The organism is Paenibacillus uliginis N3/975 (assembly GCF_900177425.1).
GTDB classification, from domain to species: Bacteria; Bacillota; Bacilli; order Paenibacillales; family Paenibacillaceae; genus Paenibacillus_AQ; species Paenibacillus_AQ uliginis.
The window spans coordinates 5,683,198-5,707,884 of the sequence record NZ_LT840184.1 but is presented as its reverse complement, the minus strand read 5'-3'; the positions used below and the strand labels follow the sequence as shown (position 1 = coordinate 5,707,884).

General features: G+C 47.5%; 22 protein-coding genes and 1 riboswitch. Of the genes, 7 read left to right on the top strand and 15 right to left on the bottom strand.

Translation table 11 applies throughout. The features are described from left to right. Window positions 1-58: 58 nt before the first annotated feature. The 5 genes from B9N86_RS26640 to B9N86_RS26620 form a co-directional block, all read right to left on the bottom strand. Entirely contained in the window at window positions 59-859 is an 801-nt protein-coding gene (locus tag B9N86_RS26640) for an ABC transporter ATP-binding protein (RefSeq protein WP_208920817.1), read from the bottom strand. A gap of 70 nt (window positions 860-929) precedes the next feature. Next, complete coding sequence (locus tag B9N86_RS26635; protein WP_208916074.1) at window positions 930-1,697, bottom strand: ABC transporter permease; 768 nt, start codon at window positions 1,695-1,697, stop codon at window positions 930-932. Further along, complete coding sequence (locus B9N86_RS26630) at window positions 1,694-1,987, bottom strand: MTH1187 family thiamine-binding protein (RefSeq protein ID WP_208920815.1); 294 nt, start codon at window positions 1,985-1,987, stop codon at window positions 1,694-1,696. The genes B9N86_RS26635 and B9N86_RS26630 overlap by 4 nt, the downstream gene beginning before the upstream one ends. Before the next feature lie 45 nt (window positions 1,988-2,032). Then, the gene (locus tag B9N86_RS26625; protein ID WP_208916073.1) at window positions 2,033-3,064 is read right to left on the bottom strand and encodes an ABC transporter substrate-binding protein; all 1,032 of its coding nucleotides are present in this window, start codon (window positions 3,062-3,064) and stop codon (window positions 2,033-2,035) included. A gap of 103 nt (window positions 3,065-3,167) precedes the next feature. Next, window positions 3,168-3,278, bottom strand: a riboswitch (TPP riboswitch). 88 nt (window positions 3,279-3,366) lie between these two features. Then, a complete protein-coding gene (locus tag B9N86_RS26620; RefSeq protein ID WP_208916072.1) occupies window positions 3,367-3,750 on the bottom strand; it encodes a VOC family protein in 384 nt (127 codons plus the stop codon). A 260-nt stretch (window positions 3,751-4,010) separates the two neighbouring features. Here B9N86_RS26620 and B9N86_RS26615 point away from each other — a divergent pair, with 260 nt between their 5' ends. Continuing rightward, complete coding sequence (locus B9N86_RS26615; protein WP_208916071.1) at window positions 4,011-5,528, top strand: GGDEF domain-containing protein; 1,518 nt, start codon at window positions 4,011-4,013, stop codon at window positions 5,526-5,528. Between the two features lie 84 nt (window positions 5,529-5,612). Further along, window positions 5,613-6,659 (top strand): EAL domain-containing protein, encoded by a 1,047-nt coding sequence (locus tag B9N86_RS26610; protein ID WP_208916070.1) that lies wholly within the window; start codon window positions 5,613-5,615, stop codon window positions 6,657-6,659. A 98-nt stretch (window positions 6,660-6,757) separates the two neighbouring features. On the opposite strand, the gene B9N86_RS26605 is transcribed toward B9N86_RS26610, so the two are convergent. The 3 genes from B9N86_RS26605 to B9N86_RS26595 form a co-directional block, all read right to left on the bottom strand. Beyond that, a complete protein-coding gene (locus B9N86_RS26605) occupies window positions 6,758-9,061 on the bottom strand; it encodes a glycoside hydrolase family 65 protein (RefSeq protein WP_208916069.1) in 2,304 nt (767 codons plus the stop codon). Between the two features lie 94 nt (window positions 9,062-9,155). Further along, entirely contained in the window at window positions 9,156-9,806 is a 651-nt protein-coding gene (gene pgmB / locus B9N86_RS26600) for a beta-phosphoglucomutase (protein WP_208916068.1), read from the bottom strand. Between the two features lie 96 nt (window positions 9,807-9,902). Continuing rightward, window positions 9,903-10,934 (bottom strand): LacI family DNA-binding transcriptional regulator, encoded by a 1,032-nt coding sequence (locus tag B9N86_RS26595; RefSeq protein WP_208916067.1) that lies wholly within the window; start codon window positions 10,932-10,934, stop codon window positions 9,903-9,905. Between the two features lie 474 nt (window positions 10,935-11,408). Here B9N86_RS26595 and B9N86_RS26590 point away from each other — a divergent pair, with 474 nt between their 5' ends. Continuing rightward, entirely contained in the window at window positions 11,409-13,103 is a 1,695-nt protein-coding gene (locus B9N86_RS26590; protein ID WP_244562855.1) for an alpha-amylase family glycosyl hydrolase, read from the top strand. Window positions 13,104-13,390: 287 nt separating this feature from the next. On the opposite strand, the gene B9N86_RS26585 is transcribed toward B9N86_RS26590, so the two are convergent. From B9N86_RS26585 to B9N86_RS26555, 7 genes are all read right to left on the bottom strand, one after another. Beyond that, window positions 13,391-14,176: an endonuclease/exonuclease/phosphatase family protein gene (locus tag B9N86_RS26585; RefSeq protein WP_208916066.1), complete on the bottom strand. Its 786-nt coding sequence runs from the start codon at window positions 14,174-14,176 to the stop codon at window positions 13,391-13,393. An 18-nt stretch (window positions 14,177-14,194) separates the two neighbouring features. Then, on the bottom strand, window positions 14,195-15,022 hold the full coding sequence (locus B9N86_RS26580; protein WP_208916065.1) for a carbohydrate ABC transporter permease: 828 nt from the start codon (window positions 15,020-15,022) through the stop codon (window positions 14,195-14,197). Beyond that, the gene (locus tag B9N86_RS26575) at window positions 15,019-15,900 is read right to left on the bottom strand and encodes a carbohydrate ABC transporter permease (RefSeq protein ID WP_208916064.1); all 882 of its coding nucleotides are present in this window, start codon (window positions 15,898-15,900) and stop codon (window positions 15,019-15,021) included. Before B9N86_RS26575 ends, B9N86_RS26580 begins: the two co-directional genes overlap by 4 nt. An 81-nt stretch (window positions 15,901-15,981) precedes the next feature. Beyond that, a complete protein-coding gene (locus B9N86_RS26570) occupies window positions 15,982-17,268 on the bottom strand; it encodes an ABC transporter substrate-binding protein (RefSeq protein WP_208916063.1) in 1,287 nt (428 codons plus the stop codon). A gap of 130 nt (window positions 17,269-17,398) precedes the next feature. Further along, entirely contained in the window at window positions 17,399-18,919 is a 1,521-nt protein-coding gene (locus B9N86_RS26565; RefSeq protein WP_208916062.1) for a response regulator transcription factor, read from the bottom strand. Beyond that, the gene (locus tag B9N86_RS26560; RefSeq protein ID WP_208916061.1) at window positions 18,897-20,366 is read right to left on the bottom strand and encodes a sensor histidine kinase; all 1,470 of its coding nucleotides are present in this window, start codon (window positions 20,364-20,366) and stop codon (window positions 18,897-18,899) included. Before B9N86_RS26560 ends, B9N86_RS26565 begins: the two co-directional genes overlap by 23 nt. After that, window positions 20,363-20,731: a hypothetical protein gene (locus B9N86_RS26555; RefSeq protein ID WP_208916060.1), complete on the bottom strand. Its 369-nt coding sequence runs from the start codon at window positions 20,729-20,731 to the stop codon at window positions 20,363-20,365. Before B9N86_RS26555 ends, B9N86_RS26560 begins: the two co-directional genes overlap by 4 nt. A 186-nt stretch (window positions 20,732-20,917) precedes the next feature. On the opposite strand from B9N86_RS26555, the gene B9N86_RS26550 reads away from it, so the two are divergent. The 4 genes from B9N86_RS26550 (at window position 20,918) to B9N86_RS26535 (ending at window position 24,687) form a co-directional block, all read left to right on the top strand. Further along, window positions 20,918-21,592 carry a response regulator transcription factor gene (locus B9N86_RS26550; RefSeq protein WP_208916059.1) on the top strand — a complete coding sequence of 225 codons (675 nt, stop codon included), beginning with the start codon at window positions 20,918-20,920 and terminating at the stop codon, window positions 21,590-21,592. Next, window positions 21,589-22,989, top strand: coding sequence for a sensor histidine kinase (locus B9N86_RS26545; protein WP_208916058.1), 1,401 nt, complete (start codon window positions 21,589-21,591; stop codon window positions 22,987-22,989). The genes B9N86_RS26550 and B9N86_RS26545 overlap by 4 nt, the downstream gene beginning before the upstream one ends. 70 nt (window positions 22,990-23,059) lie before the next feature. Then, window positions 23,060-23,974: an ABC transporter ATP-binding protein gene (locus B9N86_RS26540; RefSeq protein WP_208916057.1), complete on the top strand. Its 915-nt coding sequence runs from the start codon at window positions 23,060-23,062 to the stop codon at window positions 23,972-23,974. After that, window positions 23,971-24,687, top strand: coding sequence for an ABC transporter permease (locus B9N86_RS26535; protein ID WP_208916056.1), 717 nt, complete (start codon window positions 23,971-23,973; stop codon window positions 24,685-24,687). Before B9N86_RS26540 ends, B9N86_RS26535 begins: the two co-directional genes overlap by 4 nt.

Here is a 24,687-nt window from a genome sequence, read left to right as displayed (position 1 = left end):
GTAGACCTCTGTCATGCAACGCCACACGCACGGTGAGAGCTGCGCGCGGTACAAAAGCTCAGCGCTTTCGCAGCTCTTCACGCATCATTGTGGAGATGTCGTGTTTCAAGGCCAGAAAAGCCGGATCTGACAGGATATTTTCCCGACGGGGACGAGGGAAAGGCACCTCGATTTTTTGCAGAATGGAGGAGGGACGGCTTGACATGACGTACACCGTATCGGACAGAAGCAGCGCTTCTTCAATATGGTGTGTAATCATTAGAACGGAGCGGCGGTGCTCCTCCCATATATCGAGCAGCCAGCGCTGCATGTCGCTGCGGGTCAGCGCGTCGAGTGCGCTGAACGGCTCATCCAGGCACATCACCTCCTGCGGGCTCATCATCGCTCGCAGAAAAGCGGTCCGCTGCTGCATGCCGCCGGATAGCGTGTGCGGATAAGCTTTCTCAAATCCGGTAAGTCCCGCCCGTTCAATCCAGAGGCGCGTTTCCTCCAGTGCTTGAACCCTGGACATGCCGGCGAGTTCACGTGGAAGGAGCACGTTGTCCTCGACTGTGCGCCATGGGAAGAGGGCAGGTTGCTGTGGCATATAGGCGATCAAGCCCTTTTGCCCAGTTACATCTACGCCGTTCATCCAGATGTTACCGGCGTCCGGTGCAGTTAGCCCGCCTATAATGTGAAACAGCGTGCTCTTCCCGCTGCCGGACGGTCCGATGATGGAGACGAATTGTCCAGGTTGTACGGCTAGTGAAAGACCATCCAGTACCTGAACTTCCTTTTTACGATCCCGGAATGACTTATAGATACCACGTGCTTCCAACGCAGGAGAGGAGATCTGTTCCGAGTTGTCCGGATGATCCATCTCGTGTTGTTGGTACGCAGGGTTCAGATCTGTCTTCACCCGAAAACACCTCCCTTATTGTAGATTGGTATCATGATGACTTTTCCTGCTTCGGATTCCAGCGGATGAGCCGTCGCTCCAGCAGAGTTATGAGCGCAACCATGAGCAGGCTTAACAAGACAATGATAAAAATAGCGACAAATACGCGGTCCGTACGGTACGCGGATTTCTGCAGCATCATGAAATATCCGATTCCTTTGTCCGAGCCGATCCACTCCCCAATCACCGCACCCATGACCGAATATGTAGCCGCAATCCGGACGCCAGAGAAGATGGAGGGGAGAGCATGAGGCAGCTCCAGCTTGCTGAACGTCTGCCATTTGCTTGCACCAGCCATCTCCATGTAATTCATCATCGTCCGGTCAGTACGAGCAAGACCATCCATGGCTGAGACGGCGACCGGAAAGAAGCACACGAGTGTAATGACAATAACCTTTGGTAAGATTCCAAACCCGAACCAGATCATGAGCAGTGGAGCCAGCGCAATTGTCGGCACATTTTGGCTTACGACGAGAAGCGGGTACAGTGCGGTTTTCATCCAAGGGACCAGATGGAGAAGCAGCGCGATGACCAGACCGACAGCCGTTCCGATGGCGAAGCCAACTAGTGTCAGCTGCAGGGTGGCAAGTGTATGTCCGAGCAGATCTTCGGCTCCAGCAGCGGCTTCCCTGACGATGTCCGAAGGCGGTGGTAGGATCCAGTCTTCCACATGGAACAAGGAGACAGCCAACTGCCACACTGTTAAAAAGAAGAGGACCGCCACAAAGGGCGGCCATAGACGATTCCACCAAATCCTCATGGACGATATTTCTCAGTCAGCCGGTCCATGCTGATTCCTTCAGGATTTTGCGCGATTTTCACTTGGGATATGACGCTCGGGCAGCCCGCCTGGAAAAGTGCCTCGTGCATATCATTCACAATCTTCAGCAGCTCTGGCAGTTCTCCTTCCAGTGTCGTTTCCAGCGCGTTCACCTGATATTTGACACCTGATTCCTGAATGACTTTGATAGCTACGTCTACATAAGGTATGCTGTCCCGACCGTCGGGCGTCTTGGGAATCACTTGAATGCTGAGCAGTGTACTTGCCATGGTCCATTCCATCCTTTCGTTATATCGGATCTATTGTTCTGCGATTTATGGGCTATCCGGTAAAAAATCATTCGTGAACGCGCTGCCTGCCTCGAGTGGCTTATCCAGCAGTTTACGTTCAAACATCCAATCAGCATAACCCTTCCATACGCTTTCTTTCTGTTCTCCCCAGCGAGGAGCATCGTCTTGATAGAGCGGGCTAAGCCATTTCTGGCTAGCCAGCACCAGATCTTTGTCCAGCTCGGGTACTGCCTTGGAGAGGAGAGCAGCTGCTTCTTCCGGCTGTTTAATGGCGTAGTCATAGCCTTTAGCTGTAGCGCGCATGAACGCTTTGACCAGTTCCGGATCTTCATTGATCATTTTCTCGCTCGTTACCAGTACAGGGGTATAATAGTCCAGCGCTTCTGAATAGTCTTTCACATAAATCATGTCCAGTTTCTCTTCACGCAGCTCGGCTTCAATACCTGTCCAAGCGTAAAAGATCCAGGCAAAATCAATATCGCGCTTCACGGCAGTGAAATAATCCGCATCTCCCATATTAATCATTTTTACCTTGCTTACGTCGGCGTTATCCTTCTCCATGATCGATTTCATCACAGCCTCTTCTACAGGGGAACCCCAACCGCCGTAAGATTTGCCTTCAAAATCGGCTGCTTTTTTAATATTCCGGTCAACCGGAGCGGCAAACCCGGACGTATTATGCTGGATCACAGCTGCGATCGAAACGAGTGGCACGCCTTGAGTTCTCGCGAGAGTGACACTTTCCTGGTAGCTGACACCGAAGTCAGCCTTGCCTGAGGCGACCAGAGCATCACTGCCGCCAGCACCCGGCTGTACAATCTTGACGTTGAGCCCTTCCTCCTCGTAATATCCAAGATCTTTTGCAGCGTAAAGCCCTGTATGGTTCGTGTTTGCCGACCAGTCCAGCATAACCTGAACGTCCCGCAGCTCAGCAGCAGGTTTGTTCGAATCACTGGCCCCTTCGTTGTTCGGCTTTTCTTTGTTTCCGCATCCGGCAACGACAAGCAGCACCGCGCAGATTATCACCAAGGACATCCATCTTTTATTCCGTACCATGTTCTCTCTCCTTCTGAACACTTACTTCTACTTACCTAATCACAAAAAAAGCGTCCCGATATTCGGGACGCATACGAGCGCAAAGGTTGATAGCGGTATAAAGAGACCACTAAATACACATTCCTACGCTGGCATTACCCAGATCAGGTATAAGGGTCAGTATGTTAAGGTATACAATCTCAGCCGGCCAATTCCAGCACCCCGGTTCTTATGAAGTTGTTCACATAATTTATGATTAACTACGTGTATTATAGTCCGGCGTTCAACATCTGTCCAGTAAGGACTGGAAGCTATGGATATCCTCAGCGCTGGAAAAATTCAATGTTCTCCCCTTCGGGCCCATGAATAAAGAAGTAACGGTGTCCGTTCGGCAGAGTAACGATTTCTTCATCTAAATGCGGTACATTCAGAGACTTTACCCGGGCGTATTCTTCTTCAATGTTATCTGTACTCACCGCAAAGTGATGGACAGTCCCCTCTGCGGGAAGGGAGTCACTGTATCCTTGAATAAGCTCGACTTCGGTCTCGTCCTCACCGTGAAAGCCGAGGAATGCCAGCTCTATGACTCCGTTCGTATGTGTCAGTCGTCCTTTCAGCTCAAGTCCGACAACCTCCGTATAAAATGCAAGCGTCTTATCCAGGTCCCGCACCACAATACCCACATGATCCAGTCGTCTTCGTGTCATTTTCCAAGCACTCCTTATATATGAAAGTTTAAGAAATTAAAAGAATCATAGCATTTAATTCCTAGTTGTCAAGTAGGGATAGACGAATTTTATAAGGGAGAAGATCTTCCACAGGTAGGTTCAAATCTTACACTTTTGCGTTCTATTCTTTACTTCTTGGTGGGTAAAAAGTATCATTACAATAGATAAATGCCATAATTCTTTAGGCCTACTACATACATCATGTCTACACAAGCTAACCTTTTACAGGGGGAACGCTTATGAACTGGAATATAGCACGAATGGCACCGCTGAGGCTGGCGGTTATATATTTGTTTGTTCAATTTATGGTTGTGCTTTGGGTTCCGGAAGCCGAGGCTGTTCAGAGGGTCCTGACAGTTATCGCGCCGCTCGCCGCTTCAGGATACCTCGCTTTAGCTGCCTTGCGGCATATGGGATCGCTGCGGATTTTTTGGCTGTTGGTCATGCTGGGACTGATCTGCGAAGGATTAGCCCAGTTCGTATGGGCATATCCGATATGGACCAAGGGAGAATATCTGGCTGAACTGAGCACCGCGGATTGGCTCTGGACCATGGAGATGGTGTTGTTTACCACAGGGCTAGTCTATTTGTTCGGATACGAACAAGGACTGCTTAGAGGTCTGCGGTTTATGTTTGATATCGTTATTATATTTATCGTCTTTATTACGGTAAGTTGGGAATATCTCTTGAAGCCTCAACTGCAGGGTTACCTCCTAGAAGGAGAAGGGACCTCGCTCTGGGTAAACCTGATGTATCCAGTGTGCGGCATTATACTGATATTTTTCACACTTGTCTTGTATGCTAATGCCAAGCAAGTTCAGGCAATGGTTGCAGTGTATCTTTGTTTTGGTGGCTTGGCTTTTGTAATCGGGAACCTATTTTATTTAGTTACTGTCGATTTGGTGGGGGCTGTTCCGAACCCTTATTTGGACCTGCTCTGGACAACGGCTGTGTTCCTTATCGGAATGGCGGGCGTACGTTCGGTTTCTGGAATGCGGGAAAAGGACATCGTGAAGGACAAGCAGCCTGCATTTGGGACGTTTTTGGTAAAGTATCTGCTGCCGTACGGTGTTCTCGGGTGGCTTTTTTATTTGATCACGGAGCGATTCGAGGGATGGAGCGGACTGTTTACAGGCTTGTCGCTTAGCGTATTGTTTATTCTGGTTCGTCAGGTGCTCATCCAATTGGAAAATGACCGGCTGATGGAGCGTCTGCACGTCAGCTTGAAGCAAAGTGAGTATCTCGCCCATCATGACGATCTCACAGGCTTGTACAACCGTCGTTATTTCAATGCCCGTCTGATGGAGGGCATTGAGGATGCTGACCAAAAGGGGAGTAGGCTGGGTCTGCTGTATATGGACCTGAACCAGTTTAAATCCGTGAATGACAGCTACGGTCACCGGACCGGTGATCTGCTTATCCAAATGGTAGCACGAAGACTGTGTTCCTTGGACAGTGAACGAATGATTGTTTCCCGTCTGGGCGGGGACGAATTTACCGTTATGGTCTATCCTGCCGTGGACGATAGAGAACTGGCGGAACTAGCTGACCAGATTAGCGCGCACTTGAGTAAGCCCTATGAGCTGGAGGGAGTCGAGATCCAGACGGGGGCTAGCATTGGACTCGCGGTATATCCTGATCATGCCGCGAATGATCAGGAGTTGATCGGACGAGCTGATTCTGCGATGTATGCAGCTAAGGAGAATGGGAGAAACTGGCAATTTTATGCCCAATCTTCACCTACAGTTTCATCATAAAAATGTTAAAAATTGCAAAGATTTTGTAAGCTATATGCCGATAAGAAGTATAGATAGTGAGTGAGCTTGCCGAGGAGGACAATCATGTTTTGCAATAACTGCAGCACCATTGAACCGATTGAGGACCAGGGAACCATTCATATACGTCCGGTATTTGCCGAGCTGATTTTGATGTTCCGTGAGAACGGCTGTGCTGTGGAAGAGACACCGGAAAGCTGTGCCGTCCATTACAGTGATCGTGAGGAAATGCTCTTCTTAATGCAGCTTATGCAAGATCTTCCCCCGTTCATCCGGCAGCAATTGAACTTTTGCGTGACTGGAGGAGCTGTACCGGATGTTCAGCATAAGTGGATACCACTACGTGAATTTGAGGAACGCATGAAGCATTTTGATGTTGTTAACATGATTTTGGAAAAGCAGTTTACGAGTTTTATGCAGCCGATTGTGGACGGTTCTGAACAGATTGTAGCTTATGAGTTTTTGTTGCGTTCAAGCGAGAACGGCGTGCCGTTTCAGCCCTACGAGCTGTTTGAAACTGCGCGCAAGACAGGGCTGCATTCGTTCTTAGATCGTGCAGCCAGAATATCGGCAATTGAGACGAGTGCTCTTTGGCTACCGAAGGGTGTTAAGCGCTTTGTGAACTTTTTGCCCTCTTCCATATATAATCCGGAATTTTGTCTCACTCATACCTTTGATACGATTGAACGGCTGTCGCTTGAACCGACGGATTTTGTCTTTGAGGTGGTTGAGACAGAGCGTATGGATGATGTGAAACATCTTCAATCTATATTTGAGGTGTACCGACGAAATGGGATCTCCGTAGCGATGGATGATGTTGGAGCCGGCTATTCCACGCTCGAACAGATGATCAGGCTGAAGCCGGATTATGTGAAGATCGACCGGAGTCTAATTGACCATTGTGATGTGAACCCGGCACAGCAAAAACAGCTGTTGACCATTACGGACATCGCCCATGATTTTGGTGCGAAGGTGCTGGCTGAAGGCATTGAACGACGAGAAGAATTTGAATTTTGCTGCGGAATCGGCATGGAGCTGGCCCAGGGTTATTTGTTCGGAAAGCCGGACAGCCGCCCGCCGCGTGACTATGAACGCAGTTTGATATGCTCGTAAGACGTGAGGCACGTATATTCTACAAAAATAAAAAGGGTACCGTCTTTGAGACAGTACCCTTATTCTTATACCCGTCAGACTTCATTCTGTATAGCTAATTATCTGGCCACTTTTACGTCACCCATACCGCTGATGGTGTGCTCTTTGCCGTTCAGACTGATAGCAGCTGGAATATCAGTCTCGTTCAAGACGATAATTTCCTTGTCTGTAACGTTCACCTTCAGGCGGGAGCCGCGGAACATAACCTTAAAGGAGAAAGAAGTCCAGTGTCCAGGAACAAACGGATTCAGGTGTAGCACACCGTCTTTGACGCGCAGACCGCCGAAACCGTGAACAACAGACATCCAGGTGCCCGCCATGCTGGTCGTATGGCAGCCGTCTTCCGTATCATTGTTGTAGTTGTCCAGATCGAGACGTGAGGTCCGAAGGTACATTTCATACGCTTTCTCCTGGTATCCCAGCTCGCATGCGAGAATGGAATGCACGCAAGGGGAGAGAGAGGACTCGTGCACGGTGAACGGCTCGTAGAAATCAAAGTTGCGTTTCTTGGTGTCCAGATCATAACGGTCACCCAGGAAGAACAATCCTTGTAGCACGTCTGCTTGTTTAATGTAAACCGAACGTAGGATGCGGTCCCATGACCAGTTTTGGTTCAGTGGGAGATGCTTCGGATCCAAGTCTTTAACCTGTACAAGCTCTTTGTCAAGGAAGCCGTCCTGCTGCAGGAAGATGTCGCGCTCAGTGTCTACTGGATAGTACATTTTATTAATAATGTCCTGCCATTTCGTCGTTTCTTCTTCCTGAAGATTCAATTTGCCAACCAGCTCCGTATAACGCTCTGGCTCGTTCTGCTCCAGATAGTTCAGCACATCCAGTGTATATTCCATCGTCCAGCAAGCGATCCGGTTCGTGTACCAGTTGTTGTTGACGTTGTTCTCGTACTCGTTCGGGCCAGTCACACCAAGCATTACATATTGGTCCTTGGCAGGAACGTAGTTGACACGCTGTTCCCAGAAGCGGGAAATTTCTGCAAGCACTTCAAGACCGTATTGACCGAGGTAAGCGAAGTCACCGGTGTAATTAACATAGTTATAGATGGCATAAGCAATGGCCCCGTTACGGTGAATTTCTTCAAACGTGATTTCCCACTCGTTGTGGCATTCCTCACCATTCATCGTCACCATCGGATACAGTGCGCCTTTAGTGAACCCGAGCTTTTTCGCGTTTTCCTTTGCCTTCTCCAGATGCTTGTAACGGTAAATGAGCAGGTTGCGGGAGATGCTGGAGTCCGCTGTGCTCAAGTAGAATGGGAGGCAATAAGCTTCTGTATCCCAGTAGGTGCTGCCGCCGTATTTCTCACCTGTGAATCCTTTAGGCCCGATGTTCAGGCGGTCGTCCTCACCGCTGTACGTTTGGTTCAGCTGGAAAATATTAAAGCGGATCGCCTGTTGTGCGGCAACGTCACCTTCGATGACGATGTCGCTTTCTTTCCATTTGTCACACCAAGCAGTCGCTTGTTCACTAAGAAGTGCATTGAATCCTGCCTGTACGGCTGTATTCAACACCTCTCGGGCAGCTTCGACCAATTGACCAAGGCCATGGTTACGGGAAGTAACGTTTGCGACATATTTATAAAGTGATACTTCTTCGCCTTCGTTAGCTTGAACGGATACCCGGTTTCCAACGAATTTTTCCCGTTCAATGATCTCGGCATCCAGATTCAGCTTCTCACCGTTTTTCAAAATCTCGTAGAACATAGCTGAGGTGACATGGAAGTCGAGCTTTTTGGTTTTAATCGTCAATGCTCCTGTACCTTGACCCGCTTCTTTGAACACTTCCAGCCAAAACTTCTCGTCATAGTTAGAGTCTTTATTCTTCACATCGCCGTCGAGGTATGGTGTGAAGGTAAGCTCACCTGAGAAATTCAGAGGTGTTACAGAGTAGCGGATGCTTCCGATCTCATGACGGACGATGCTGACGAAACGAACGGATTCAATCTTCAGTTCCTTGCCATCTTCCATGACCGCTGTAAAGCTGCGGGACAAATAGCCTTCTTTCATATTAAGTACGCGTACAAAATCTTTCACGGTACATTTCGCCAAATCCAGCGATGTGCCATTAACGTCAACATCAATGCCGATCCAGTTGGTGCTGTTAAGCACCTTGGCAAAATATTCGGGATATCCGTTCTTCCACCAGCCTACACGTGTTTTATCTGGATAATAAACACCGGCCATGTAGCTACCTTGCAGGGAACTTCCGCTGTACTGCTCTTCAAAGTTAGCACGCTGGCCCATAAAGCCATTACCGATACTAAAAACACTCTCAGAAATTTCATGGTTATGCGGATCGAATCCTTCTTCAATAATTGACCATTCATCAAGTTTTAAATATTGCTTCACAATCACCGGCTCCTTTTGTTTAGGTATGAAAGCTTGCAAAAATATGGATTATGCCCTTTGAAACGGGAGGCTATGCGCGTAAATCGCCGCTGCGCTACAGTTCCTTCAGGCGGTTAAACGAGAAATCTGCCAGAGAGGGTACGACCAGATTGGCACGACCCAGCGTTGTTGTTGATCCGATGCCCACGCTTCGCATTCCGGCACGGATGGCGGCTTCAACACCGGCTTCCGCATCTTCGAATACAACGCACTCGGCTGGTGTTAACCCGAGCTCCTGAGCACCGAGGAGGAATACCTCCGGATCAGGCTTTGCGCTTTGCGTTTTAGTACCATCGATAATGGCATCAAAATACGGCGTGAGACCCGTATTATTCAGAATGAGCATCGCATTTTTGCTGGCGGACCCAAGCGCAACCTTGATGCCCTGCGACTTCAGTTCCTTCACGAATTCAAGGGCGCCTGGCAAAATTTCAGAGTCGTCCATTTTAGAAATATAATCGACATACCAAGCATTTTTCTTCGAGGCTAGCTCAAGCTTGGTTTCTTCGTCTAGCTTCACCCCGCCGATTTCAAGCAGGATGTCCAGAGAGGCCATGCGGCTGACGCCTTTCAAACGCTCATTATCCTCTTCCGTGAACGTAAAGCCCAGCTCTTCAGCGAGCTGTTTCCAAGCGATAAAGTGGTATTTGGCAGTGTCCACAAGGACACCGTCCAGATCAAACAAACAGGCATTAATCGTAGTCATAAGGGATCCTCCCATTTAAGTGCAAACGTTTGTACTATACTGAAAAAATAAAGGAAGCACATGACATGCTTCTTTTATTTAATTACCGTGTTGTTCCTACTTAGGCCTGGAATACATAGAAGATTCACGAATCATTAACCGGTGCGGAATAATATAACGGTTCGGCAGCACGGTTTCGCCATCATGGCGGATACTTTGAATCAGCGCCTGTGAGGCGGTATATCCCAGATTGTAAATACCAATATCCACACTGCTCAGCGGTGGCGTTGATAATTCAGTAATTGAAATGTTGTTAAAGCTAATAATTGACACGTCTTCAGGTACTTTGTATCCCAATTCGTGTAAGCCGCGGAGCACTCCGAACGATACGATATCGTCCACAATGACAAGAGCAGTTGGGCGTTCCGGTAGATTCATAAAGAAGGACATGGCACGGTACCCGCTGTCCTGTAAAAACTCGCCTTCTACAATCCATTCATTGCGCATTTCAAGTCCCGAATCAGCCAAGGCCTGAGCATATCCCTTCATCCGGTCTTGCGATACGACCAGATTGGGCGGACCACTGACAAAACCGACTCGTTCATGGCCGAGGGAAATGAGGTGTTTGGTTGCATCGTATGCGGCCTGCACGTTGTCGGTATCCACGGACAGCAGATCGGGATATTTATCGCTTCTTCCCACGAGCACGAAAGGGTAATTGTGAGACTTCAGAAACTCCACTACAGGATCTTCCTGCCGTGAATACAGCAAAATGGCTCCGTCTACACGACGCCCGTTAAGTAGGCGTGATACGGCTTCGACTTCTTCCTTCTCATTACCACCAGAGCTTATGAGCACGTCATAGCCCGATCGATTCGCTTGGGTAACGATCCCCCGGATTAATTCCATAAAAAACAGGTTAAGGAACAATTCTTCAGCTGGTTTAGGAAGAATGACACAGATGCTTTCGGTCGTCTTTGAGACGAGGCTCTTAGCCATTATATTGGGGTGGTAACCCATTTCCTCCATGATTTCCTTGACCTTACGTGAAGTCTCTCGACTGATTCTGGGATGATTGGAGAGAACTCTGGACACGGTGGAGGGGGATACGCCCGCTTTTTTCGCTACATCTTTTATCGTTACAGACATAAAAAACCTCCAGTGGAACCGTTTGCTTTTTTTCGAAATATTAAAGAACTGATATGCTTCGCTTGGTAGAAATGACAATAAACTAGTGTCTTTTAAACGGTTTCACACTGTTATCTTATCTCTAAACAGGACCCTTGTAAATACGTATCGAAGACAGTAGGAGTACAAATTCACAAACTTCTCAAAAAATGAAGGCAGCGTTAGAAAAGCGGAGAAATGCTTTTATTATCGCTGTTTAAAAGCTAAAAACCGCTAAATCTGAACTCGTGCAAACGATTTAACAAATTAGCCGTGTAGGTTATGATGGAATAAATAAGAAAGCGGCTACATATATGATTGAACGCCGTTTACTGGCGTTTATTACAAGTATAACCGCTGTATTCCTTGTTTTGAAGTCAAAATTGATCAAACGTTTGCATTTATTCTGTGTAGTGTTGGGATTTGAGATTGATGACGATGGAAAGGGAGATGATTATGAAGAATTTAAAAGAAATACATATACGAAAAATGACAGCGTGGCTTGCAAGTGCTGCGCTCCTTGGTGGACTGTTGTCCGGTTGTGGCAGTGGAGAAAAGCTTGAAGCTAGGGAGACTCCAGTTCCTATCACGGAACCGGTACAGTCGAAGGAGAAGGAAGGGACGGTCATTGCACAGGCGGAAGTTGACGAGCAGCCTTCGGATGTTTATTACGAAATTTTTGTCCGTTCATTTTACGATTCTGACGGTGATGGGATTGGCGATTTGAATGGTGTGACAGAGAAGCTCGATTATTTGAATGACGGGAATCCTGAAACGACAGACGATCTCGGTGTGACGGGGATCTGGCTTATGCCTATTAATCCATCGCCTTCTTACCACGGATATGACGTAACCGACTACCGTAAGATTCATCCCGATTACGGAACGATGGAGGATTTTAAAAACCTGTTGGCGGAGGCTGATAAACGTGGGATTAAAGTGATTATGGACTTAGTCGTGAATCATTCCAGCACGGAGCATCCGTGGTTCATTGAGGCCGCTTCGGATAAGAAGTCCGCTAAACGGGATTGGTACCTGTGGGCTGAGGATCAGGGAAAGGAGCCGTCCGGTTCCAGTGCCGCTGGGAGCGGAAATCCATGGCATGAGAAGAACGGAGCCCATTACATGGGCACTTTCTGGGGCGGCATGCCCGACTTGAACTTTGACAACCCAGCTGTTCGAGAGGAAATGAAGGATATCGGGAAATTTTGGCTAGAGCAAGGAGTCGACGGATTTCGGCTGGATGCGGCAAAGCATATTTATGAGGATCTGGCTTCCGATAAATCCGAAGCCACAACAGCTAAGAATGTGGCTTGGTGGCAGGAATTCCGGAGCGGCATGAACGAGATTAATCCCGATGCATATATCGTTGGAGAGGTGTGGGAGAATGCCGTCAGTTCTATCGCTCCGTATCTCGATAAAGCGTTTGACTCAGGCTTTAACTTCGGTCTGGGAGAGAAGATGATCAGTGCCGCTCAGAACGGGAAGGACAACAATCTGGCCTTTACTCTGGAACGTACGTACAACTTGTTCAGCAAAGTGTCAGGCGGGGCGTTTACAGATGCTGTATTTCTAACAAATCACGATCAGAACCGAGTCATGACACAACTGAACAACAAAGTGGATCAGGCTAAAATGACGGCAGGTATTCTCCTGACGATGCCGGGAAATCCGTTTATATATTACGGCGAGGAAATTGGAATGCAGGGAGGTAAACCGGATGAGCAGATTCGGGAGCCGATGATCTGGTCGAATACGGGTAGCGATCAGGGTCAAACGACCTGGGAGGCGTTGAAATATAACAAGGAAAACCGGACTCAGGGGGTGAAGCAACAACTGGAAGATCCGAATTCATTATTGTCCCGCTACCGCCTATTGATTCAGTGGCGCAATGAGATGCCAGCTCTGCGGAACGGAACCATTAATTCGTTTACATCTGGCGACGAACAGGTGATGGCCTATGTAAGGCGCACGAAGGAAAAACAGGCGCTTGTCGTCCATAACCTGTCTGATGTTGAGAAAACGGTCGATTTGGCGGCGAAGAGCGACCAGCCTGCCTTTTCCGTGCTTTCCAAAACGACGGGGGATGCAGCTGCTTTGAACGGAAGCAAGCTTACTTTGCCGCCATACACGACGGTTGTGCTGGAGTAAGTGTAGAGCTTCTCCCAAAGTGGATTGAAGGCGAGCTTAATTTTCGCTCGCCTTGCTGTTTGTAGCGCAGGTTAAAAGTGGGGATGTGCAGGGAGTAGCGGAGAGGACGAATCGATTCCGGAGAAGCGATAGCGGTAAAAGCTTTCCCAAGGAATGATCGCATCGAAAGCAGGCGCTCCTTTGTCCCCAAATTTCAACCATATTACATTGATTTCAGGAAATTTGGGGGCAAGAGCGAGTGGAGGAATGATTCGTACTTGTAGCGACTTTACAACAGCCTTACTCGATTATGAGGTCGCAGGTCTCCAAGTAACTGAAATAGCATAGTGGTCTGAGGGAAATCCACCGTCGATCTGATCGCGATGTATATGGGTTTCCGTCATTTCGATATCTGACGTAGCAAAGATATAGTCGATCGGCTCACCGTCTTGGCCGCCCTTGAAATCATGGAACGTACAGCCGACTGGCTCGCTGAGAAGGGTATAGGCGTTCTGCAGCTGCTGCCCTAGCGTGGTGATTTCCGGTTGTTCAGGGGAAGCATTAAAGTCACCCATGAGAATGACGGGAATTTGATCCTTCTCGCGATACTGCTGGATTTGCTTCAGCACCAGCTGTGCGCTTTTTTGTCTTGCAATCAGACCCATATGGTCAAAGTGCGTGTTAAGGACATAAAATTGGAAATCGGAAATCTTCTTACTCTGGAAGCAAACCCAGGTGCAAATACGGGGAAGACTGCTGTCCCAGCTGATGCTTCCAGGCTCGCTACTTGTTTCGGACAGCCAGAATTGTCCATGTTTTAATGGTGTTAATACAGCATGCTTGTAATAGATGGCACAGTATTCATCGTTCGGGTGGTTTCCCTCTCCAAGGCGACCGTTTCCAATTCGATGATAGTCAGGCAAAGCTTCATCCAGATCCTTCAGCATAGCGGAAGTACCTTCTTGCGTACCAAAGATGTCAGGAGCAGAAGCTGCGATGATTGCAGCCGCGCGGTGCTTGCGATAAGGCCATGCGTTAGTGCCATCAGTGGGAACATTTACACGTAAGTTGAATGTCATAGCGGTTATACTCATTGTTTATCCATCCCATCTCTATTTAATGGACCCTTCGGTCAATCCACCAATAATATACTTTTGCGTAAAAACGTACACGATTGCAATTGGAGCCATGGACAGCGAGAATGCTGCGAAAGCCAGAGTATAATCAAAACTGCTTTCGGTTTTAAAATTGTAAATAAACAGCGGCAATGTCCAAAAATCAGGATGACGGTTAAGCATAATTAGCGGCAGCTGGAAGTCGTTCCAGATCCATAGACTATTCAATATTAGTATAGTGGCGATAATTGGAAGCATCAATGGATAAATAATTCGGCTGAACGTCAGCCAGACGCCGCAGCCATCGATCTTCGAAGCTTGATCAAGTTCGAGTGGAATATTCTTAAGGAAGCCGACACATAGAAACAATCCCTGTGAAAATGATAAGGTTACATACATGATAATCAATCCAGGTTGATTAAGAAGTTCCAAATTGCCCATATGTCTGTATATTGGCAGCATAATGGCTTGAAACGGGACAAAAATTCCCATAAGAATGATGGTGTATACCCATTTGTAGTACAGATTGTTTATGTTACGAGAGATTGCATAGGACACCATGGGAATAGCGATCAGCATAAACAGCAGGGATACGATCGTAATAAAGGCGGAATTTTGAACCATTCCCCAGAAGTTGGCCTTGTTGATAACCGAAATAAAATTATCAAGATACAGGCTGGATGGAGGTGAGAAAAAATTCGTTGTCGTCTCAGCCCGTGTCTTCATGGCAATCGAGAGAGTCAGGTAGATCGGAGCCAATATAAACAATGCACCGATTCCCAGAAAAGCATAGCTGACCATTTTAAACGGTAACCGTGTCTTCATTGCTGTCCGACCTCCTTTCTAGATAGAAGCTTAATCTGTATAAACGAGATGATACCAATGAGTATAAATACATAGATTGCTTCTGCTGTCCCGTAGCCAAACTTCATCTCGCTCATGCCATGCTGGTATATGAGAAAGCCCAGGGATTCCGTTGATTGGGAGGGTCCGCCGTTCGTCATAGCCACGATGTAATCGAACACCGTAAGACCACCCTTAATGGCAAGTACCACGTTGACAGTCAGCATCGGAATCAGGAACGGAATGGTGATCGAGAAAAATCGTTGCACAGGCGTTGAACCGTCTATAACGGACGCTTCGATAATATCCTTCGGCACATTGGATAAGCCGGCAATAAAGATGACCATCGGAATGGCAAAGCCTTGCCAGATATTAGTCAGAGCAATTCCAAAGATTGCTGTGTCCGGATTTCCAAGCAAATTGCGGGATAGCCATTCGATACCGAGCTGTTCACCAATCGGCGGAAACAATGAGTAAAAGAACTGGTTGAACATCAAACCGACTGTAATCATGCTCAACACAGCGGGGAAGAAATAAATGGATCGGAACAAACCACGGAATTTCAGGGAACGGCTCAGCAGCAAGGCCAGAATGAGTGCAACACTGAGCTTTCCAATCACGACAATAACGGTATACAGCATAGTGAAGGTAAGCCCGTTCAAGAAACGTTTATCCTGCAAAATGTCTATGTAATTTTGTAATCCGACCATGTCATAGGAAAGTGAAAATCCGTCCCAATTCGTCAAGCTATAGTAGAACCCGATAAATACCGGTGCTAAAAAGAATAAGCAATACAGTAGTACTGCAGGTAAGGTCAGCAAGAAAAATACAGTACCCGGCTTCAAGCCTCGAATGTTCATAATCGACCTCCATCAAGCAAAAGAGGCGGAAATCCTGGAGTGATTCCTCATAACCAAGGTATTTCCGCCTCATTGGCATTGTTATTGATTAGATTTGTTGAAAAATATCGTATCGAGTGTTTTCAAATACTGGTCAATGTCTTTGGTGAGGAACATTTCCTGAGTTGCTTTGCCCACTTCGGCATTCATTCCTGGCGGCCAGAGTCGCTCGATGGTCGGATATACCTTGCCGTCCGATATAAGCTGTGTCAGCGTGCTAATCTCCGGGAGGCCTGTCTGTACATCCTTGATACCGGAAGGATATCCGGCGATGCTCAAATAGGTTTCTACGTTTTCCTTTGAGGACATGAACTCAATGAACTTTTTGGCCTCTTCTTTGTTTTTTCCATCGGCAGGAATACCAATAGCCGTATCTACCGAAACCTGTGTTTTCAAATCTGCAGCATTTTCGGTAGGGAGCGGGAACATTGCGAATTTCAAATCGGGACTTGACTCTTTGATTTCTTTAATTGCCCAAATACCTGTGAACCACATGGCTGTTTTACCGTTTGCGAAATCACGAAGCGCGTCATCATAGCCGGTCCCCATATTATCTTTTTGTCCATACTCGCGAAGGGCTAGAAGTTTTTCTGCGAAAGGTTTGAAAGCCGGGTTGTCTGTAATATGCGCTTTACCATTCATGACATCATCAAGGAATGATTCAACGTCCGGTATCGTTTGCCCCATTTTATAGACGACTTCCTGACGGATACCGTTGAAATCTTTATCATGAAAGTAGAACGGTGTAATGCCAGCATCCTGAAGCTTCTTTGCAGTCTCCATCAGCTCCGAGTAAGTTGTAGGAATCTGAAGGTTCTGACTTTCGAAAATGTCCTTGTTATAATACATGCCGAGTGTTGCTACTCCGATCGGAACCATGTAATTTTTGCCGTCGATTTTACTCAAGTCCGCAATGGCAGGCTGTACATTAGCCATCAGTGGATCATTGGTAAGGTCGATCACACGACCTTCCTTTGCCATTTTCTGAAAAATAGAGTTATGGGGATAGTGGGTGAAGACGGCGGGGGCATCATTGGTAGAGACCCTCATCGTCCATACATTCTCCGGATTAGGAACATTGTTTTGTTCGACCGTTATGCCCGGGTTGGCCTGTTCAAATTTCGTTATGAGTTCGTTGACAACATTAACGGCCTCCGGTTTCATTTGAAAGTACTCAATCTTGACGGGTGCTCCTCCGGAATTAGCATCACTGCTGTTCGGCGCGTTGTCTGTTGCGCTCTTCGAGCCTCCGCCAGAGCAGCCGGCTGCTGTCAACATCGCAAGGGAGATCAGTGCTGCTAATCCGCTTTTCAAAAACCCCTTTTTCATTATTTCAGCTCCTTTTGAGTAAGTATGTAACGTGCACGGGTTCATTGTAGCAAGCGGTCAGCAGCTGAAAATAGGAGAGAACTGACTGTATGAATAGGATAAAACTGTTCTTTATTCATTCCTTGGCTTCTCAATAATTTTTAGGATTTTTCTCGCTTCTGGATTTTCCCGGCGTTGCACCGTAAACCTTTCTGTACATCTGGATGAAATAAGAGTAATCATTAAAGCCGACTTCGCTTGCCACTGTAGCAATCGGCAAATGATAGGATGTGCTCTCAAGCAACTTTTTGGCTTTGTCCATTCGAACGGATAAAAGATATTGGGTAAATCCCATTCCACATTTTCGTTTAAACAACCGGCTAAGATAGCTTGGGTCGACAAAATAGCGATGCTTCGCAAGATCGTCAAGAACGATTCGGTTTTTGTAATTGGCCTCGACAAAGTCTTTAATGTCCTGAACGATATCTCTCTTGGCTTCGCTTCGTTTCAATTGCTCAATAACCGTGCTTAGCTTCGCGATTAAATCTTCACCGGCTTCGTGGATGGAAGTGAACTCGAACAGGTTCCGCTGTTCTATGTAGGAAGATGCGGTCTCGCTGTTGGAACGGCCGATAAGGGTGTTGATCATATTTACAGCGGCAGCAAGCGAGTCTTGAACCATATGAACCGAGAACTGCTTTTTAGCGGAGTCGGCAAGCCAGGAGCGAATCATGCCAGCCATTTCAGTGACTTGATGGTTGATCGCTTTTTGGTTGAATACGCCAGTCCATTCCTGAATTAGTGCAGCATCATAGTGATACACATTGCCAATGTGCTCGATCCTTACAGTTTTGCCGTGGCCATGCACGAAGCTTTGCAGCGCCGCAAGTTTAGCTTCCTTCAGGGATACGTCCAGCTGACGCAGATCGGTTAGAGCAGAACTAATTCCGATGGCAGCGCAGGACTCTCCTGTAATGCCTGTTAACTTCCGATTAATTCTGTCACAGAGTGAATGGACGCTGTCATGCAGTCCCTGACCTGATGCTGTTTTGGAGCGAATCCAGGCAATCAGAAGCTGTGGCTGGAATTTATCGGTCATGATAAATGTTTGGAGGTTGTTTCGCAGGAATACTTCCTTTGCGATGGTCGTTAGTTCCCTGTACTGGGATGGGTGATGCAGAAATACCATTGTGTGAGATTCATAGTTCCTGCTGCCCAATGCAGCCTCCAAAGCCGGAAGGTTGCGACCTGCTTCTTCGTAGAAGCAGGCTGACATGGCAAATTCAAGCGACGTTTCTTGCCGATCTGCGACACGCTCCTTCAGTTGCTTCAGTAAAGGGGTTAGCTCTTGCCGATCTACGGGCTTCAATAAATAGTTCTCCACTTTATATTGAATCGCTTCGCGCGCGTAAGTGAAGTCATCATAACCGCTAATAATCGTTACAAGTATCGAAGGGTGATTCTTTCGAATATGTGCAGCTAACTGAATACCATCCATCCCCGGCATGCGAATGTCTGTTATCAGCAAGTCAGGAACTTCTTCATCAATGATTTTTAGAGCGGCAGTGCCATCCTCAGCTTCTATGACAAGTGTGCTTGCATCCCAATCTTGTATCATCTGAACGATTGCTTTTCTGGCGAAAAATTCATCATCTGCTACTAAAATTTTCATGTGTGCTAACCTCCTTGTTGAACGGAATATGCATCATAATCGTTGTACCTGCTTGCTCTTCACTGATGACATTCATCCAGCAGCTTGCACCGTAAAAATGCTTGATCCGGGCGTGAACATTCCTCATCCCAAAGTTCCGATCAAGATCCTCTACCAGTGTGTACTCATCCTGCTTCAGCATTGCCCTCAGTTCAGTCAGCTTCTCTTCCGGAATGCCAATTCCATTATCATAGACGGAAATATAAAGAAACTGTCTACGCCGCTTGATGGTTAGACGAAGCACACCGGTGCCGCCTTTCGGTTCCAACCCATGGTAGAAGGAGTTTTCGATAATCGGTTGTATTAAAAATTTGATGATTTTGCAATCCAGAACATCGTCATCGATGTTGTACTCTACCTGGAACTTGTTAAAGAAACGAATTTGTTGAATTTGAATATAGTGCTCGACCTGCTCAAGCTCTTTTCCGACCGTGACCACATCTCCATACTTGATGTTATAGCGATAAATGCTGGATAAGCTCTTGGTCATGGTGGATATGTGATCCATGCGATGAAGTTCTGATATGGAATGTATGGCATTTAACGTGTTGTATAAAAAATGCGGATTAATTTGCGACTGAAGCATTTTAAGCTCTGCTTTTTTCTGCAGGCTGCTTGCCGTAATTTCCGATTCGCGGCTAGTCTTTATTCGATAAATCATGGCATTGTAGCTGTTGATGAGCCTCCCGATTTCATCCTCCCGGTTACTTTGGATAACGGTATGGGCCAAGTGCTCTGAATCAACGATTTTCATTGATCCGCTAAGCTTTAAGATCGGATGGATGAAATAACGGTGGAAAAAGAATGCGAGTGCCAGTGCTGCTATGAGTGCCAAAATGCTAATGAACACATAGTTCAATGTATTGCTGAGAAAGGTGTCTGTTATTTGGGCAACAGGGATATAATGGATGACTGTCCAACCGGTTACCGTATTGATCGTGCTGCTGATCAGATAGGGTTGTCCATTCCAGTTCATTCGCATAATTTGATTGTTTCCTGCCGTATGATTGGGGGCGCGGGATGTGAATGGTTTGGATTCCTCCGGACTTAGCTGATTCAGTGTTCCATCTGAGGTATAGACCATCGTGTCCCCTGACAGAATCATGGTTCCGAGCTTTAATCCGTCATTTGAGATGCCGCCGAGCATATTTTCAACGGCTTTATCATAGATATCAACTTTTGCATATCCTTCCTGAGCGTTATTCACGTTCAGGTCCGATAAATAGCGTACGATGGAAATACGATGATTGGTACGCTCCTTCGCATTTTCACCTTCTGAGATATGTACTACAAAATGATTGTTTTGGAGGCGGCTGGGGCCGATTTCGTCAACCGTCCTTACGATTTCACCGGCCTTTTCGGGTTGGCTCCCGTACACGCTTCCATTGGGGGCAAGCGCAGAGATCATAGCGATATCCCGTTAATAAGTACAAGCTGTTCCATGGAGGTGTGCATGTAGTTGGCATCATCAATGTACACCTTTTCCGTAGCACGTTTTGACTTTTCCAGAATGGCGCTCAGTTTGAAATTCGTTAAATAAAAGAAAGAGTAGCGGGCTTGATTGGTAAAAAAGTCGTTGATGCTTACATGTGTCCGACTGTCCAATTGCTTCAATATTTCCTCATAGTCGGAGTTGGTTTGCTTGTACAACTGCATGCCGGAGATGAACATGGCAGATATGACCGGTACAACGATAATGAGCACGTAGGTCAATACAAGCTTGCTTCGAAAAGTCGATCTGTGGAACTTCCGGAGTAGGTATGGTTGCGGCATGAGATCACCTCTCTTTAATGTCGATGTTGTGATTTTCCGTGTATTCGCGGTAATCAGCTTCATTATTTGTCATAACGGACGACATTTCAATCTGTTTTGTTCAGGCTGCGTACAGGCACTTTTTCTCGTACATGTTATAATGCAAAACATAGAATAGATGAAATGGAATAGAAAGGAAGAGCTGTTGTGAGCGCAACTCTGTTATATATCGAGGATGACCGGGAGATCGGTGAATGGGTAAACGGTTTTTTGAAGGAGAAAGGTTACGGTGTCATCTGGCTTACGGGCGGAGAAAAAGCAGTGGAGTCGGCGTCATCGTGCAGTCTGGCGATTTTGGATGTCATGCTGCCCGGACTTGACGGCTTCACAGTTGGCCAGCGTATCAAACGGGCGTACCCTGGTATGCCGATTTTGATGCTATCGGCCCGTACGTCGATTGACGATAAGCTTGAAGGACTGCAGTTCGCAGATGATTACTTGACGAAGCCGTTTCACCCCGATGAATTGGCGGCAAGAGTAGAGGTTCTACTTCGCCGTTTTGCTGTAAATTCTGCGGAGCCGGCGGTGCTCAAGCATTTAACCGTATATGAGGATGAGAACCGGATTGTGAATCAGGAGACAGAAGAGGAGATCATGTTGACAGGCAAGCAGTTTCAGATCTTTATGTATTTGTTCCGGCATCAGGGAAGGGTGATGACGAAGGAGCAGATCTATGAAGCGGTCTGGGGAGAGTCCTATATCGAAGGGGACAAAACGCTGATGGTCCATATCCGATATCTGCGCGAGAAGCTGGAAAAAGACCCCGCATCACCGGAAATTATTGAGACGGTTCGGGGGCTGGGCTACCGGGTGAGAGTATGAAATGGCGGTATAAAGAGAGGAAGAAGGGAAGGTTTCGCAACTCGTTAACCTCCCGGTATTTGCTCATTATTTTGATTGCAATGATTTTTATGCCGATCATGTTTCCACTGGCCTCGGTATTTTTTTGGTTTGTAAATGATACCGTGTTGAATAATGAGCCGACTCCTCCAGGTAAGTACGCCAATGGAAAGGTTTTGGAGGAAATGTGGCATCAGGAAGCAGCGAAGCTTGGCGGACAATCTCCAGAGCGGATCAACGAACGCCTCCGGGAGATTAGGCAGGAATACCCTGAAACTTCAATCTTCTGGGTTGACGCCAGCAGCCGGACCCGGCTGGAGCTTCCCGGCGGACAAGAGATTCCTGAGCAGTGGAGTTCAGAGCATACCGTGCAATTTATGAAACAGTCTGTCGGGACGGATCCGTTCACAACTGTAGCGTTGATCGGCGGCAAAAAAGATGGCGGACAGGGCTTTATGGTGATGCAGCTACCCCGAAGTTATATTAATGAACCGGATCCGATAGGTAGTCGAACTGCCATTTATATCTTATTTATGCTCACCATGTTCATTATGTTTATTCTCATATCATGGATGTTTTTTGTGCGTATCCGCAAACGACTGCTGCATCTGCGTGATGCCATGACTTCCCCGGGAGAGACGGGAATCCCTACCCAGATCCAGCTTAACAAGCCAGATGAAATCGGACAGCTGGAAGAGGCTTATAACCATATGGTGGCCCAACTGGAGAAGGGGCGTCAGCGGGAGAAGGAAGAAGAGGAGCTGCGGAAATCGCTCATTGCTAATCTGTCGCATGATTTGCGAACGCCGCTGACGGTGATACGGAGTCATATTTTTTCGATGGGGAACGAGCCGTTAAGTGATACGGGAAAAGAGTCGCTAACACTGATGGAATCGAAGATCGGGGATGTGGGTGGTCTGATCGATAACCTGCTGTCATACAGCCTGCTCACTAGCGGGCGTGCCGAGCTGAATCCGGAGCCGTCCGATGTGCTGCGTTTGGTGCGCGAGAGTGCGGCAGGATGGTATCCGTTGTGGGAAAAAGAAGGAATCGAAGCAGATATCGATCTTCAGGATGAGCCGGTAATCTGGCCGATCGATGTGCTGTGGTTCAAGCGTATTTTGGACAATCTGTTTCAAAATGTGGTCCGTCATGCGAAGTCAGGGCAATACATCGGCATTTATTCGAAGGAGCTGCCTGGTAAGGGGATGGCTATCATCGTGTCCGACAAAGGTCCAGGCATGGGCGGAAGATCGTTCGATAAAGGGGCCGGGATTGGACTGGCTGTTGTAGATTACCTGACCAGAGAAATGGGAATTGATGTCCAGGTTCAATCCTCTCCCGAGGGGACGTCAATTACGCTGTCACGCAAAATTTAAACTTTTTTTAAACAGAAGGACGACCTGGATTTAACCTTTGGGGTTTAAAGTTAATCCCGAGGTGATGAGCGTGAGTGAATTAGTCATTCAAACAAAAGGGTTATACAAAACGTACCGCAATCGCGCGGCCGTCGATAATTTGAATCTTGAAATTGTAAAAGGCGATATTTACGGATTCCTGGGACCGAATGGAGCTGGGAAAACAACCACGATACGGATGCTGCTTGGGCTGATCAAGCCGACGAAGGGATCGATTCATCTGTTCGGCAAGGATTTGACGAAAGAAAAAATGAATATTTTGCGCCGAACAGGTTCGCTGGTGGAGTATCCATCGTATTACGGGCATTTGACCGCGGTTGAGAATTTGGAAACATTGCGGCGGATTATCGGAGGCCCGAAATCCCGGATCGCGGAAGTTCTGGATATTGTAGGTTTGACGAAGGAAGCGAAACGTCCGGTGAAAGGTTATTCCCTTGGTATGAAGCAGCGGCTTGGCATTGCGGCCGCCCTTCTTGGAAATCCGGAGCTGCTGATTCTGGATGAGCCGACGAACGGACTTGATCCTTCAGGGATTCAGGAAATCCGTGAGCTGATTAAAAATATGCCGAAGCAGCACGGGATCACTGTGCTGGTCTCAAGCCACCTGCTCAGTGAAGTGGAACAGATGGCGGGCAGGGTTGGGATTATCCGAGAGGGACAGATGGTGTTCCAGGATACAATCCAAAACCTGGTGTCCCAGTCTTCGAGTGGATTCCGCTTGTCTGTATCTGAGCCGGAGCTTGCCATGGGGCTTGCGTTCGATATGGGGTGTGACGGGAAGCTTCAGGGTCAAATGTTGGAACTAGAACCTATGCAGGATGCTAAGGTTGCTATGCTCGTGAAACGGCTGGTCGAGAATCAACATGCGGTTTACCGTGTTGAAGAGAAGCGAAAGTCGCTGGAGGATATCTTCATGGAAATCGTCGGAAAGGGGAGCGTACAATGATGGTCCGCGCACTGTCCGCCGATTTCCTGAAAATTCGCGGTAAAGGCATCTGGCTTCTTGCCTTGATCGCCCCGATCGGACTCATTGCCATGCAGGCCTTGAATTTTGGACTTCGGTACGACTACTTGATGAAAGTATACGCAGCTGATCCTTGGGGCGGATTGATCGAGAATATTTTAATGTTTGTGCCCATCGCCATTATTCTTGGGATAACGCTAGTGTGTTCACTTGTGGCGAATGTCGAGAATCAGCTCAGTTCATGGAAGCAGCTGCTTGCACTGCCAATCACACGAACTGCTGTATTTAGTGCCAAATTTGTGATGGTGTTATTGGTCTTGTGCGTGTCTTGTATTTTGCTGAGTGTCGGGACACCCGTACTTGGGTTTGCCTTAGGAATGGATATGCAAAACATACCGTATGGAGATCTTATACGCCTCGGGTTAGTTCCGCTTATGGGCGCCGTTCCGCTGCTGGCCCTGCAGTTGTGGTTGTCACTGACCACGAAAAATCAGGGGATAGCCGTAAGCTTTGGGGTTACGGCTTCGGTTGTCTCGTTGTTCGCCCTTAAGTTTCCTGACTGGATGCCTTTGAAGTGGCCTCTGATGGCATACATCGGTCCCGGACAGACCAAAGTGATCAGCGCTGGTCTTCTACTCGGTGCCGTTATTACACTGGCCGGACTGATTCATTTCAATCGAAGGGATGTGAACTAA

What these genes read in the sequence shown, in the direction of transcription:
- B9N86_RS26640 (WP_208920817.1), bottom strand. Translation starts at nt 859, where the DNA reads ATGGATCATCCGGACAACTCGGAACAGATCTCCTCTCCTGCGTTGGAA.
- B9N86_RS26635 (WP_208916074.1), bottom strand. Translation starts at nt 1,697, where the DNA reads ATGAGGATTTGGTGGAATCGTCTATGGCCGCCCTTTGTGGCGGTCCTC.
- B9N86_RS26630 (WP_208920815.1), bottom strand. Translation starts at nt 1,987, where the DNA reads ATGGCAAGTACACTGCTCAGCATTCAAGTGATTCCCAAGACGCCCGAC.
- B9N86_RS26625 (WP_208916073.1), bottom strand. Translation starts at nt 3,064, where the DNA reads ATGGTACGGAATAAAAGATGGATGTCCTTGGTGATAATCTGCGCGGTG.
- B9N86_RS26620 (WP_208916072.1), bottom strand. Translation starts at nt 3,750, where the DNA reads ATGACACGAAGACGACTGGATCATGTGGGTATTGTGGTGCGGGACCTG.
- B9N86_RS26615 (WP_208916071.1), top strand. Translation starts at nt 4,011, where the DNA reads ATGAACTGGAATATAGCACGAATGGCACCGCTGAGGCTGGCGGTTATA.
- B9N86_RS26610 (WP_208916070.1), top strand. Translation starts at nt 5,613, where the DNA reads ATGTTTTGCAATAACTGCAGCACCATTGAACCGATTGAGGACCAGGGA.
- pgmB (WP_208916068.1), bottom strand. Translation starts at nt 9,806, where the DNA reads ATGACTACGATTAATGCCTGTTTGTTTGATCTGGACGGTGTCCTTGTG.
- B9N86_RS26595 (WP_208916067.1), bottom strand. Translation starts at nt 10,934, where the DNA reads ATGTCTGTAACGATAAAAGATGTAGCGAAAAAAGCGGGCGTATCCCCC.
- B9N86_RS26590 (WP_244562855.1), top strand. Translation starts at nt 11,409, where the DNA reads ATGAAGAATTTAAAAGAAATACATATACGAAAAATGACAGCGTGGCTT.
- B9N86_RS26585 (WP_208916066.1), bottom strand. Translation starts at nt 14,176, where the DNA reads ATGAGTATAACCGCTATGACATTCAACTTACGTGTAAATGTTCCCACT.
- B9N86_RS26580 (WP_208916065.1), bottom strand. Translation starts at nt 15,022, where the DNA reads ATGAAGACACGGTTACCGTTTAAAATGGTCAGCTATGCTTTTCTGGGA.
- B9N86_RS26575 (WP_208916064.1), bottom strand. Translation starts at nt 15,900, where the DNA reads ATGAACATTCGAGGCTTGAAGCCGGGTACTGTATTTTTCTTGCTGACC.
- B9N86_RS26570 (WP_208916063.1), bottom strand. Translation starts at nt 17,268, where the DNA reads ATGAAAAAGGGGTTTTTGAAAAGCGGATTAGCAGCACTGATCTCCCTT.
- B9N86_RS26565 (WP_208916062.1), bottom strand. Translation starts at nt 18,919, where the DNA reads ATGAAAATTTTAGTAGCAGATGATGAATTTTTCGCCAGAAAAGCAATC.
- B9N86_RS26560 (WP_208916061.1), bottom strand. Translation starts at nt 20,366, where the DNA reads ATGATCTCTGCGCTTGCCCCCAATGGAAGCGTGTACGGGAGCCAACCC.
- B9N86_RS26555 (WP_208916060.1), bottom strand. Translation starts at nt 20,731, where the DNA reads ATGCCGCAACCATACCTACTCCGGAAGTTCCACAGATCGACTTTTCGA.
- B9N86_RS26545 (WP_208916058.1), top strand. Translation starts at nt 21,589, where the DNA reads ATGAAATGGCGGTATAAAGAGAGGAAGAAGGGAAGGTTTCGCAACTCG.
- B9N86_RS26535 (WP_208916056.1), top strand. Translation starts at nt 23,971, where the DNA reads ATGATGGTCCGCGCACTGTCCGCCGATTTCCTGAAAATTCGCGGTAAA.